The sequence below is a fragment of the Psychrobacter sp. CX5 genome (assembly GCF_057621535.2).
In genome coordinates, this window is record NZ_CM177735.1 from 552783 (window position 1) to 566967 (window position 14185).

The 14185-nt window shown below is 41.0% G+C and carries 10 protein-coding genes; all 10 read right to left on the bottom strand.

Annotated features, from left to right (window positions below):
- Nucleotides 1–67 precede the first annotated feature (67 nt).
- Nucleotides 68–985 (bottom strand): D-alanine--D-alanine ligase, encoded by a 918-nt coding sequence (locus AC21OG_RS02040; protein ID WP_487377435.1) that lies wholly within the window; start codon nt 983–985, stop codon nt 68–70.
- Between the two features lie 236 nt (nt 986–1221).
- Entirely contained in the window at nt 1222–2652 is a 1431-nt protein-coding gene (gene murC, locus AC21OG_RS02045) for a UDP-N-acetylmuramate--L-alanine ligase (RefSeq protein WP_487377398.1), read from the bottom strand.
- Nucleotides 2653–2857: 205 nt separating this feature from the next.
- Nucleotides 2858–4009, bottom strand: coding sequence for an undecaprenyldiphospho-muramoylpentapeptide beta-N-acetylglucosaminyltransferase (murG, locus tag AC21OG_RS02050; protein WP_487377434.1), 1152 nt, complete (start codon nt 4007–4009; stop codon nt 2858–2860).
- Nucleotides 4010–4635: 626 nt separating this feature from the next.
- Nucleotides 4636–5079 carry a DUF2147 domain-containing protein gene (locus AC21OG_RS02055; RefSeq protein ID WP_486545868.1) on the bottom strand — a complete coding sequence of 148 codons (444 nt, stop codon included), beginning with the start codon at nt 5077–5079 and terminating at the stop codon, nt 4636–4638.
- A 439-nt stretch (nt 5080–5518) separates the two neighbouring features.
- Nucleotides 5519–6505: a glutathione synthase gene (gshB, locus tag AC21OG_RS02060; RefSeq protein WP_487377397.1), complete on the bottom strand. Its 987-nt coding sequence runs from the start codon at nt 6503–6505 to the stop codon at nt 5519–5521.
- A 152-nt stretch (nt 6506–6657) separates the two neighbouring features.
- On the bottom strand, nt 6658–7335 hold the full coding sequence (gene pyrE / locus AC21OG_RS02065; protein ID WP_487377395.1) for an orotate phosphoribosyltransferase: 678 nt from the start codon (nt 7333–7335) through the stop codon (nt 6658–6660).
- A 257-nt stretch (nt 7336–7592) separates the two neighbouring features.
- The gene (locus tag AC21OG_RS02070) at nt 7593–8906 is read right to left on the bottom strand and encodes a hypothetical protein (RefSeq protein WP_487377394.1); all 1314 of its coding nucleotides are present in this window, start codon (nt 8904–8906) and stop codon (nt 7593–7595) included.
- Nucleotides 8907–9074: 168 nt separating this feature from the next.
- The gene (locus tag AC21OG_RS02075) at nt 9075–9914 is read right to left on the bottom strand and encodes an SDR family oxidoreductase (protein ID WP_487377393.1); all 840 of its coding nucleotides are present in this window, start codon (nt 9912–9914) and stop codon (nt 9075–9077) included.
- Nucleotides 9915–9979: 65 nt separating this feature from the next.
- Nucleotides 9980–11398 carry a PGAP1-like alpha/beta domain-containing protein gene (locus AC21OG_RS02080; RefSeq protein ID WP_487377391.1) on the bottom strand — a complete coding sequence of 473 codons (1419 nt, stop codon included), beginning with the start codon at nt 11396–11398 and terminating at the stop codon, nt 9980–9982.
- Between the two features lie 376 nt (nt 11399–11774).
- Nucleotides 11775–13931, bottom strand: coding sequence for an Lnb N-terminal periplasmic domain-containing protein (locus tag AC21OG_RS02085; protein ID WP_487377389.1), 2157 nt, complete (start codon nt 13929–13931; stop codon nt 11775–11777).
- Nucleotides 13932–14185: the final 254 nt, after the last annotated feature.

Below are 14185 nucleotides of genomic sequence, written 5' to 3' on the forward strand. Positions count from 1 at the left end.
TTTATCTTTTAAAATAATTTAATATTTTATTGAGTATATTAACACTTAAAACTAAGTAAAATTGATTTTATGATAGGGTTTGTGCCAAAATATGCCAACACAACTGTTCAAAATCCATCCCCCTAGCCTTAGCTGCCATAGGTACGAGGCTATGACTAGTCATACCTGGGACGGTATTAATCTCTAATAGCCAAAAGTTTCCGTCCAAATCTTGCATAGCATCTATACGACCCCATCCCTTTGCATCCACCGCTTTAAAGGCAGATAAGCTGAGTGCCTGTAGATGCGCCTCTTCTTCATCAGATAAACCACAAGGAATATGGTATGCCGTGTCATTGCGACTATACTTTGCTTCGTAATCATAGAAATTTGAGATATCTGCGGGCTCTAAACGAATCACAGGGTAAGCCTCGTCATCAAGGATGACAATCGTAAACTCGCGTCCAGTAATCCATTTTTCAGCCATTACCACATCACCACAGCCTGAGGCAAGCTCATAAGCGGCAGGTAACTCATCAAGATGATTCACTTTACTCATGCCAATACTAGAGCCTTCATGAACAGGTTTAACCATTAAAGGCAGTCCTAAGGTATTAACGACTTGTTGCCAATCGGTATCCGCCGTTAGTACAGAAAAGGGCGCAGTAGCTAAGCCACATCCTTGCCATAACTGCTTAGTGCGTACTTTATCCATCCCAATAGCAGATGCCAATACGCCCGACCCAGTCTGTGGTATATCAAGCCATTCTAATAACCCTTGTAATTGACCGTCTTCCCCACCCCGGCCATGAAGCACATTAAACACACGATCATAATTTTTTAGTTCAGTAATGTCCTGATCTTTAGGATCAAAATGAGTCGCATCTACACCCTGTGCTTGCAAGGCCTTTAATACAGCGCCGCCACTGTCTAAAGACACGTCACGCTCATTACTCTTGCCACCAAATACGACAGCGACCTTGCCAAAAATACTCGGATCTTTGATGTCAGCGGTTTGAGTATGAGTAGCTGGCTGTGATTTCGGTTCTGCGTTATTATTTGATGTGATGGTGGAATTTGTCATAGTCTTTGGCGTCTACAGTTATTAATATCATATAAGGTAAATTAAAAAATAGAATGTATTCAAGGGTGATGTCAATTCAGCCTACTTTATCCGTTATTATAATGAATGAAATCAGATCTAATGAGACCCTCTATCCATTGTTATAAATAAAGATTGCGTTATAAATAAAGATTATGGGCTGCAAGCTCTTGACTAACTTGACCAACATTACCCGCACCTTGAGTGATCAAAATATCGCCCGCTTGCAGCACCCGCTTCATAACAGGAGCTAAGTCATCTTTATCAACTAGCATTGGCTCCACTTGACCGCGTAGACGTATGCTACGCGCTAAAGACTTCGTATCAGCTCCGATAATCGGCGACTCACCTGCGCTATAAACATCCAATAACATCAGCTTGTCTACTTGTGATAATACAGAAACGAAGTCATCAAAGCAGTCACGGGTGCGACTATAACGATGCGGCTGAAACAACATAACCAAACGACGATCAGGATAGCTTTCTCTTGCCGCTTTAATGGTTGCAGCGACTTCTACAGGATGATGTCCATAATCATCAATAAGTAAGACATCCCCGTCCTCTTTTGTCACACAGGCTTGTTGCTCAAAGCGGCGACCTACCCCTTCAAACTTGGCTAACGCCCGCTTAATCGCTTCGTCATCCACCCCTTCATCGGTTGCCATAGTAATAGCGGCTAATGCATTCAGTACATTATGCTGACCTGGAATATTTAACGTTAAGGGTAATGGCTCACGATCTTTACGCAATACTGTAAAGTGGGTTTTAGTGCCTTCAACCTTGACGTCTATCGCTTGAACATTGTTATACGGCTCGAGGCCATAAGTCTGTACAGGGCGACCAATATCATCAATCATGCTATACAGCTCTTTGTCATCACCGCACACCACAGCCAATCCGTAAAACGGCATATTTTGTAAAAACTGTATATAAGCCGCTTTTAGTTTATCGAAGCTGTTTTCGTAAGTTTCCATATGGTCTTGGTCGATATTAGTGACAATCGCTGCCATAGGATGAAGCGTTAAAAACGATGCATCGGACTCATCCGCTTCTGCTATTAAGTAACGACTACCGCCCAAAGAGGCATTTTTTCCTGAAGCATTGAGCTTACCACCGATCACATAGGTGGGATCAAAGCCTGCTTCTGTCATCATCATTGTTAGTAAACTGGTGGTGGTGGTTTTTCCATGCGCGCCAGCCACTGCAATAGCATGTCGATAGCGCATAAGCTCACCCAGCATATCTGCTCGTCGTACCACCGGCAGTTGCGCTTTTAGAGCCGCTTGTATCTCAGGATTTTTACGATCGATGGCTGACGAGACCACTACCACGTCAGCATTAGCAATATTTCTAGAGTCATGACCGATAAATACGTCTACTCCCAGCTCTTGTAAGCGTTTAGTCACAATACTTTCTTTAATGTCTGAGCCACTGACACCATAACCTTGGTTTTTCATAACCTCGGCAATGCCGCACATCCCTGCACCGCCAATTCCAATAAAGTGAATGCATTTGATACGACGCATTTCTGGAATTTCAATTAATCTTTTGGGCAAGGCAGCTTTTGACATAACGCTCTCTTAATAACAGTTAAAATTTAAATAACTAAACGGGGAACAAGGTCTTATCTTATTATTTAATAGTCAATACAGACATTCAAATAATACAGACGTTCAAACATCGATTAACTATTAATTGAAGACAATTTTAGTTTAATCTCTTTTATATTAGAATTAAACATCCATTCCCCTTAATAAAGGGGTTATTTTATGATATTTATCGGGATTCAGCGGTTAATTCAGCACAAATATAGTCTGCAGTCATCACGGTAGAACCCGGATTAGCCAAGGCTCTCCCTTTAATTGCCATGGTTTGACACTTTTCTCGGTCCAGATCCATTAACACTTGTGCTAAATATTCAGGGGTTAATTTACTTTGAGGTATTAAATAAGCCGCATCTTCAATAGCCAATGCGCGAGCATTAGCCGTTTGATGATCATCAACCGCATGCGGTAGTGGTACGAAGATGGCTGCCAGACCGACATTTTGAATTTCAGTAACCGTCAACGCACCTGCACGACATAGTATGACATCTGCCCACGCATAAGCCTCTGCCATGTCCTCAATAAAAGGTGCTACCGTCACCTCGTGTCGTGATCTATCGACAATCTCATAACTTTTTAGCGTGCTATCCAAGTTATTGCGTCCACACTGATGATAGACTGCAATAGGCTTATCTACTTGTGCTAACGCTGAGGGAACCGTATGGTTAAGGACGGCTGCACCCAAAGATCCACCAATAATCAATACTCTTAAGGGACTATCGTCATTACTATCATATCGCGATTCTGGCGGGTCAATCTGACAAATCTTTTCTCTGACAGGGTTACCCACGGTCTCAAGCTTCGGGTTGTCTATACTTTCACTATCACCAAACGTGTTAGGAAAGGCTTGCAATACTTTTTGAGCAATCTTGGATAAATATCGATTACTCATGCCGGCTATGGCATTTTGCTCATGAATAATCAGCGGCGTCCCCGTTGCTTTTGCTGCTAATCCACCCGGCGCACTTACGTAACCACCGAAACCAACAACGATATCAATATTATTATTTTTAATGACTTTAATACTTGCCAGTACCGCTTTAGACAACGTAAACGGCATTTTGAATAAACGACCGACACCTTTACCACGGAGACCTTGCATATCAATAGTATGGAAGGTATAACCTACTGGACGTACAAGATCATTCTCCATGCCCTGAGGGGTACCTAACCAATGTACCACTGCTCCTCTTTTAGTGAGCTCCTCAGCGACGGCTAATGCCGGAAATACATGTCCACCAGTACCAGCCGCCATCATTAATACCTGAGGAGATGTTGTCAATTTTGTGGCATTAGGAACCAACTCTTTGTAATTACTATTCATTGCAGAAGACGCAGACACCAGAAACTCTCCCGAGATTTTGTGATATATATGGTTATATAAAAGGGACCAAAATAGGGTAAAATTAAATTGGAAAATCATAGCATATTTTAATTCTAACAGGTAATACAACTGGGTATTTACATCAATAAAGCATCTTTAAAATATGATGGCCGTTGGCAACTTAATGAGACTCAAGACGATCAAGCGCAAGTGCTACTTTATTCAGCTTAGGGCTAATACTATCAATTTTTAGTTTATCCAATACTATAGTCATAGCCACATAAAATAGTTACGGTGTTAATCTCGCTTAGCCTACACCAGTAGTACCTACACTCGATTGCCTTGTACCTCATTTATTTGACTACGACTATATAGAAAAAGCTTTAGGATATGCAGAAAATTGAAACAGTTCTATATTTCTAACTCAGATACAAAAAGCCAAGTAACATATATCGTTACTTGGCTTTCAAAATTTTAAAAATTCATAAAAAAACAGATTTTAAATTGGTACCCTTTCATTAGTAATGTAACCTATATCTTCATTCACTATTTATCTAAAAGGGTTAACCCAAAACTCTTAATACTTCAAACACCAAATTTGCATAATTTTATCGGTTAGTTTAAATTTAACGGCGTTTTAAAATACGAGTCTTACCTAAAAATGAAACACCTTTGTAACCACGTAGCTCAAGCGTATTGCCTTTTAACTCGGCTTTGCCAGAGAAAGTCATACCCGTCTCAGGCTCTATTCCTTTACCACTAATATATTTATTTGGATTATTAGGGTCTGCTTTTAGATTCCAAAGTACAGTGGCTCCGGTTAAAGGTTTGTTTTTAAACTTACCTTTACACGTATCACACACTGCTTTACCTGCTGCACGTGGATCTAAAACTTGAACAATTTTCGCTGACAGCTTCCCGTTACTTTCTGAAAACTGCAACACGGCATCCGGTTGACCCTTATCGTTATAAGTGGTCCATTTTGTATTGTTTAATTGATCGGCAGCACTAGCGCTAAAACCAAAAGCTAAACCAGCAGTTAATAATAATGACTTGGCTAACATATTCATGATACATCCTTGTTTGAATTAAAAGTAAAAGCAGTTTAAGAATATTTAGAAGGGCTTCTCATATAAAAGCAACCTACATAATAAATCTATTAATGCTTCTAAAAAATTTAAATGCTTCAAGAGCTTTAAAACTCATCGACATTTAAAAGCTTCTTAAATTAAGAGTAGACTCCCTTCTAAACGATACATTTGATAAAGTGATAAAGTTCGACTGCTTCAAATAAACCAGTTACTCATAACACTTTATACTAAAGTTTATTTATACTAAAAACTATCTAGAATAGATAATACCCTCTCATAATATAAGAGTATGTAAAAAAATCAACCGTTAGCACCCTATGAGACTGATTATTTTGTAATTTTAGTTAGTTAAATCTTACCGTATTATTACTAGTGACATTTTAACGTCTCATCTATCATTTTAAGAGCTGATGAGCCCTTATAAGCTGTCTTGGCCTTTGTTAAATCGACGTTCAATGGCAATAATGAGATCGGTGGCAATATCTGTCCCACACTGATCATTAATCTCTCGAATACAGGTTGGACTGGTGACATTAATCTCAGTAATCTTGCCGCCAATAACATCTAACCCCACAAACATCAGATTTTTCTCTTTTACGATAGGAGCGACTTTTTTTGCCACTGCCATTTCCTCAGCAGTAACCGCCATGGCGACACCTTGACCACCAACTGCAAGATTACCACGGGTTTCTCCTTTAACCGGTATGCGTGCTAGACTAAAGGGAATAACCTTTCCATCAACGATTAAAATTCGCTTGTCACCGTCACGAATCTCAGGCAAATAGCGCTGAGCCATAATCGGTAGTGTTTCAAGCTCGGTGAGCATCTCAAGTGTCGAACCAATGTTCGGGCTGTCTGCTGTCAGTCTGAATATACCTGTTCCGCCCATACCATCTAATGGCTTAACAATCACGTCTTGTTGCTCACTGATAAAGCGGCGAATATGCTCCTGTTTACTTGTCACAATGGTCGGACTCATTAAATCACTAAACCACGTGGCAAATAGCTTCTCGTTACATTCGCGAATAGCTTGTGGATCATTAACCACCAATACACCCGCAGCTTTTGCATGATCGAGCATATAGGTACTGTATAAAAATCTCATATTAAATGGGGGATCTTTGCGCATTAAGATCACATCATAGTCCGTGATTGGCTGAGTCACTTTATCTGCTAAGTGATAAAAGTTTTCAGGATCTCGTCGAACAGTCAGGGCCTGCGAATCGACTTTAAGCGCCCCTTTATCTAACCATAGGTCATGAATCTGACAGTAGCCTAATCGATGCCCTCGCTCACCTGCCGCCCACATCATGGCGAGCGTAGAATCTTTTTTATAATTAACGGTTTCGATAGGATCCATGACCACTAAAATATTTAGTGACTGGTTTAGGGTATCTTGAGACATGGATCATTTCTCCGTTATCGCGGTCTAAAAAGTGGTGATTTATCGTGTCGAAAAGAAGATATTTATAACTTCAGACGTTAAAGTTTTGAATGTATAGCCTTGAATTTATAGCTTCAAAATTAATAGCTTTATAGTTTATAAATTAAAAAGAGCTACTCCACCCCATACTGCTCACGGTAATGACGCATTTTTGCTAACTGGGTTGCATCGCCGTTTTTGGCAACATAGTCGATAATATCGTCAATATCTACTAACGCCTTTACGGGAACAGATAGGCTCTGTGCCAGCTCTTGAATGGCAGACTGCTCATTTTGTCCTTTTTCCTTACGATCTAAGGCGACAAGGATACCTGCCACACTTGCTCCCGCGGTCTGAAGCAGTTCAATAACCTCACGCATAGCCGTACCCGCTGTGATGACATCATCTAACACCCAAACGGCTTGACCGCTGACATCGGCACCGACAAGATTTCCGCCCTCACCATGGTCTTTAACTTCTTTGCGGTTATAACCCCAATGGGCGTTGATACCATGATTGTTCCAAAGAGCTTGCGCTGTCGCTGCCACAAACGGAATGCCTTTATAGGCGGCGCCAAAAATGACCAACTCATTATTACCGGACTGCTTTACCTGATCTGCCAACACCTCAGCATACCCATCGGCAAGTAATGACAGCATTTCACCTGTTGCCAATAAGCCTGCATTAAAAAAATAAGGACTTATTCGACCAGATTTAAGAACATATTCCCCAAATTTCAAAACTTCATTTGAAAGAGCAAGTTGAATAAAACGACTGCGACTAAAATCATGAGTGTATGAAGATGCTACCATTAAAAATCCTATAAAAACAAAAAAAGCACTAAAACTCTTAGAGACCTTTGGTTTAAAAACTGGTCACTTAGAAGATTTTTACTTGAAAACCTGTTACTAAGAAAATTATAAGTTAAAAACTGTTCACTTAGAAAACCGTTCACTTAGAAAACTATAAGTTAAAAACCAGTCACTTAGGGAAGTGTCAGTCGAGGCATATTATAGCCACTTTCAACTGGCTTTGCTGCTTTTATAGCCCCTTATAATTCTATAACCCTTTATGACCAGCCATTAATATAATAACTACTGATATTCGGGTAACGACAGAACAAGGCAGAACGAGAAGAGACATTGATATAAACCGGTTGGCCTAAGTTCTCACTCGTCTTGCCTTTAGAATTAGTAGTTGAACTAATCGAGTGCTGAGTGGCATGGACGATATCAAACCCTAAATATGCAGCAGCGACTATCACATGTCCAGCGAACAATCTAATTTGGCGATATTGCTTCTCAAACTGTGGATGACTATTAAATTGGCTTAAGACATAGCTACGCATATATTGACAAATTTGCTGAGCAGTCATACGCCGATTGATAGATTGTCTACGTTGACACTGTTTGAGTATATGAACTGCCACACTACATGCCAAGATATCGGTGGTCAAGCTATCGACCCCATTATCAAAGCGCTCTGGATATAATACAAGCTCCCAGTTGGGGGCAAATATATCGTTGATCATCTCTGGCATCACCCTTGCCAACTCAGAAATAGCACTATTGCCACCTTCATTTGTTTTATGGCTTTGCGACTGATAAACCCCATTGCCAAATTCGGCAGTTGAGGGTTGCTTTAATCCAGCATACTGATTATCCGTCTCGTCATCCGTCGTAGTAACCATCTTAGTCTCAGTTTTAAAGCCATAGCGGGTTAGGTTTGGGTATTTTTGACAGACCTGTTGAATATCCGAGATATCTAGTAGCGTCATTTGAGTTAATGGCGCTAGCAGTTTGAGATTATCTTTGGAATCAACGACTGATACAGGCTCAAATAAACGGCTTGGAAGATTTATTAATCCCCCCAGTTGTAATAACTCTAAGTGAGAGGCCATCTCTGGAGAGGCAATTAAATCCCACATAGAGGCCGTTTCAAGCGACTGACCTTGAGATTGACCTGATGGAAACTCTGTCGCTGCCTGACTGGATAAAATACTTTGTAAAGAGTGATGATATCGAGGGGCGGGCACTGGAATGTCCGTTAAAGGACGATCCGGATCTAAGGCCTGATTGTTGGGTTGAATATTGGGATGTGTGATACCCGCATGATTCACTTGACTTGCAAGCAGGGCTTTTTGTAAAGCTTGGATAGCACTGTCTTCTTGGCTCATAGATTGCGACTTGCTTGGAGACTGAAGATTGTGGCTCTGTTGGTTTTGATGCATTTGGTTCGGAGATTGCTGTTTCTGTGATAACTGTTTTTGAGACAGCTGGTTCTCAGACAGCTTGGCACCTTTTATCGAATGAGTGTTGTTAGGCGTGTTCTGTTGTGACGAGCTATTTTGCGCATCGTCTTGAGAATTATCCATTGATGACATACGCCCTCCCGTTAAGCTTAACATACCAGTATTTTAAACGGTTTATTCTATCAGAACCGCTTATTTTAGTAACTAGACGTGACCTATGTTTTTTGACCTGTAGTCATAGCCTTTAATTAACTACCTTTTAATCTTTGTCGCTAGTCTGTTTGATTTTAAAAGAAAGACTCACTGCGACTGTAAAATATAATTATAGCCTATTTTCCAATCTGGATATTGTAACCAGTCACGGGGAATATTACTGTGTAAGCGTTTTCCACTTAAAGTGCTGTTTTCAGAATCAGGTAGACTACTGCTAAGCTTATCAGCTAGCCAATAGGTTAGTTCATACGACGTTACTGGTGCATAGTCGGTAGCCAAATACATTGGCTTTACCTGCTGAGAGTCCTTTAACGTCAAAACTTGAACAATAATATTGACCAAGTCACTGTCCATAATACGATTTGTCCAAGTATTTTGGGACATGATGGGCTTGTCATTTTCTTGTGCTTTACGAACCCGCATCAATCGATTTGGTCCATAGATACCACTTGGACGAATAATGACTGCTCGCGTGCCAAAACCCGCTTGCAGCACATGTTCTGCTTTCAATATATAACGTGACGCTTCACGCTTAGGAATCATAGGCTCTGTTGTTTCATCGATCCATTGGCCTTCGTCCTGTCCATAGACACCAGTAGATGAGATAAAGACGACTCTTTCAAGATTCGGCAACTTATCAGCTTGTGACGTCAGTCGTTCAGCGATACTCAAATAGGTATTTTTGTAATCCTCTGCTTGATAGTGATTTGGCGTTACAATAATAGCGATATGGGTGAACTCACTCATGGACTCAGCCGTCAGTGTTAACGCATCCGATTGTATAAAGCCAGCATTAGGGTGCAACTGATACTCATCGCGCTTGCCTCTTGCCAATCCCGTTACCTTAATACCTTGGGTAGCAAGCTGATTGGTCACGGGTAAACCTATCGCACCTTGACCAATGATCAGCATATTGGGTTGTGACATTTTTATTCCTTATACACGTTCTAACTTTTATAGATTCCGACTTAATTTGAAGCTGTTAATCACTTCTAAGTCATTAACCACTGAGCCACTTGCTTGTGGACCCGTTTGTCTGAAAGCAATGCCAAGTGACTGACTTCGTACAATATGGCTTTGTGCTCATCCGGTACGTCTAACGTATACTCATCGGTCGTATGCTCACCTAGCGCTGAGGCAATATTGACCAAACCATCGCCCAGCAAGTATCCCACTGCTGAGTCATCATCCGCGTCAGTCAAAGTACCCGCTAAAAAGTAAGCAGAAATGTGATCTGGTAAAGGCGTAAAATAACGCTCATCATCTGATAACACACTACGGGTGGTTAATGACTGCCAATCCTCATCTCTGACACTGCCATGACGCAGATCAAGAATGCCGGAACTTCGAATATCTCCAAGCTTTGATAGTGCACTGGCAAAAGGTAATTTACCGATGGTTTGCTGAACCATATTCCCAATCCGCTCTAAAGCGGCACCGTGATGCGGCGTTCCTATGGCAATCAACTTATTAATATGATGTACCCAGTCATGGTTTTGCTCATTACCATAAAATAAAGCACTTCGTGAAATCAGCCCACCCATACTATGCCCGACCAAATCTATGGTGGTGATATCTGGGTTATGCATAATTAAACGTTGTAATATCTCGGAAAGCTGTCGTCCATTGGTAGAAATGCGTTGCCCTGTATTGTAGTCTAGGTATAGCAAAGTAGGTGTTGGCTGGTTAGTATCAGCATAGCTTTTTAGTATATAGTGGCCTAACCCCTCTTCACTGGTGGGCTGCCAATTTAAGTAACTCATACACAAGCCATGCATAATGATAACCACTGGACCAGTAAGCGGTTGTGACACTGAGTCAGAGTTTTGACCGATAACTTGATCCGACGATTGGTCAGTCATATTAATGGAGACTTTTGCCGACTGTCTAGTATTTGACTGTTGCCACTTAGATGGTGATATAGACTTTGACTTAGCCGAGCATAGACAATAAGGCTTGCCGTCCCTATCATAAAAGCGCATAGGGAGCGCTAAGGGATTACCTTGGGTCACTAAATGATCGCCTAATACGCCATTGAGTATATGGACGGCGGTTGTCATATAGTTTGGCAGAGGTTGTGGCTGTCTATACCGCATAAGCTGTCCGTATTGAGACATACCTAAGGTCAAACTGTGTCCAACCAGCGTGGTAATACTCCGTACAACGCTATAGACCCGCCCACTAATGCCCATGCGCCACAGACGGCTATATTTATCATTAAACAATCTGAAGGGCCGGAGTGCAATTTCACGATGCATGGCTTCTACCATCGTCGTCGTCTCAATAACTCCGGTAATCGACAGCTGGCTGATACCCGCTAGCATATTATCTAACGTGAGTGGTTCTGAAAGGGTGTGCGCACATATATTGTGAGATACCTGATGGTTATTTGGTAAATTCGAGCCTGTCATAGTTTAAAATCCATTTAAGTTACTTCATAATACTATGTATATTATCTAATTAATACTTAGAAGCTGTATTCACACCCTACAGTTGACTATTTTTATCTTAAATATGACATGACTTCAATAACACTCTGTTTATATCGAATGATAAATCATCCTAACTGCTATACCTATCTATAACCTATAACGATGGGATGAGTATTGTTAGCATCTATTCTCAATCCTTAAATACTATTCTCAGTCCTTAAATACTATTCTCAGTCCTTAAATACTATTCTCAGTCCTTAAATACTATTCTCAGTCCTTAAATACTATTCTCAGTCCTTAAATACTATTACCAGTCCTTAAATACTATTACCAGTCCTTAAATACTATCGCAGTATTAAAAGTGTTTAATATACGCCAACTGTATGTCATCACGACCGTCAATGCTATTCTGTAGCTCATAGCTACCTTGCAACCTAATAGCTTGGTTTTTATCGATATCATACTGAGCACCTAGGCTTAAGATCGGTTGCCAGTATCCACTTTTGACATGATTAACACTTGAGCTACCATGGTACCAATAGGGCAACTGCACCTCACTAATAACACGTGCTCTATCACCTAATTGGTAATGACACCCTAGGTTGACTCCGGCGCCCACCCGATATCCTTTACTCAAGCTTTTACCCACTTGCGCTGTCCCTGTCCCTAGGGCATAACATAGATGTGGCGGTAACTCACCAGTACCGGCTTTAGGGGTGCCGAATGCAACGGATAGGCCCTTTTCATAGCCAAAACTTCCCACTAAATGACTGTCGCCTTGAGTCTTATGATCATTGACATCCATTTGTGCGCCATCTTTAACTTGTGTCGCTTGTAAATTAACCCCCCAACTGGATAATAGCGAATCACCGTTTCGTGCAGTATTAATGGGATTAAATGAGCGGCCACGCAATATTGTCAACGCTTGCAGATCTAATCGGTCATGGTTGCCTTTTACTTTATCTGACTCTTTATAAGCTCTTAGTTCGACCGCCCCTGTTTCTAGATGAAAGTTTTGTGGATAACCACTAGGACGATCCAATGGCCCATTAAAGCCGCCCCGATATGCCAAGCTTAGATAGCCCGTATTATCTTGTGAGCCTACTCCCACCATAACTTGTTGGCGGGCATGCACATCAAGGGCATTGTTGTCCGCAGGGGTTAGGTTGGTGATAACCAACTTTTGAGTATCAGCAAGACTGCTAGAAGGCAATTGGCTTAATTCATTTAATTGGGGATTTTGCTCAGGGTAAGAGTAAGATTTAGAATGAGTCTGCTGTTGCTGTTGTTTTTTAGGATAATTAAGCTTGGCTTGTGCAAGCGTTTTATCAGAGGGCAAGTAGCTTTGTTGTATGATAAGGCCTTGTCGATTGAGCAATTGGATAACATCTTTTGGCACTACTGCCACCTTGAACTGATCCAATAAGTTACCTTCTGGGCGAACGACATCGATATACCGCAGAATCTCAGATGCGCAATTATCTAACGTAAAGTAGTAAGGCAATTTAAGATCTTTGGTCTCCCAAACATGACGCATGATTTGTTGTACTTCGGCATGACTTAGATCGAGTGCATAGGTCCAAACATCTCGATTATCCTGTTGCAAGTACTCTTTAAGAGTTGCGGTATAAGGTTCAATGGTAATTTCATTTGGATAACGTCCAGAAATGGACTTCGCTGCATAAACCATAAAGGGGTCGTTAGGATCGCCCCCTACCGTATCGTTGAGTGAATAGGCTTTATCGACAGCGGTAGGATCTTTTAAACTGGCGGTCGAATCTATCAATAATAAAGTGTGACCAAAAGCTGAGACAGGTCTGTCCGGATACTCTTCAGCAAATACAATGGAGAAGCGCTGGGGGTCTATTTTTTGCATCCATGCATTAAGTTTAGGACAACTTATTGAAGGCTGTTGCATTCCAAGCTCAGCGCTTACCCAGTGCGTACGGGCTGGAAAACGACACGCCACACTCTCATTGTTAGCTGTTTGCTTTGCAATCCCCTCTTCCACTAGCTTGGTAATAAACGCTTCCAATTCTGTTTGAGGATTATTTTTACCGTTTTTACTGATGAAAAAGTCTGGTTTCTCAACCTTACTAGCATAATTTGAATAATAGTCTGATGATTGATGGCTTGCTGAACGATTGAGCATCTTTAATGGTGTTTCATTATAATAATGTAGTCGCAACCATGTGGGGTGAGTCGCAAGCTTTTTGTTATTAGCCAGTTGTATCAGTCGCTTCGCAAGCTGAGTGGCTTGAGTATGACCCATACTAGTGATTTCAATATCTGCCGTATCAGCTATTGTGGGTGTGTCACTATTTATGCCAGTATTGATGACACTATTGCTAAGCGTCGGCTCGATTTGGGACTGACTTTGCGCAGCTGCATGCGTATAGGGTGTCCAACAAGCCATCGCACCAAAGACCATTAAATATGCCGCTTTTTTTTTCAGACCTACCTCATTATCTAGCTGTAGAGGCGTGGATAACACATATCTAGTCTTAAACATGATTCACCTTATGTATAGTAGAGTCGGCTCTTATTTATTTGGTGGTTTATTATTCATTTATGAGCATATTTTATAGAACTGACAACAATAACTTTTTTAACTCTTAAAGACGCATGAAATTAGCTTACAAACTATTTTATAGACATTAGATAATGATACTATGACACTTATTTGAAACCCTGTTATCTGACATAAAAAACGAGCCTACCGTTAGATATCATTTAGATTTTTAATACCGCTAATATAGTAGATAA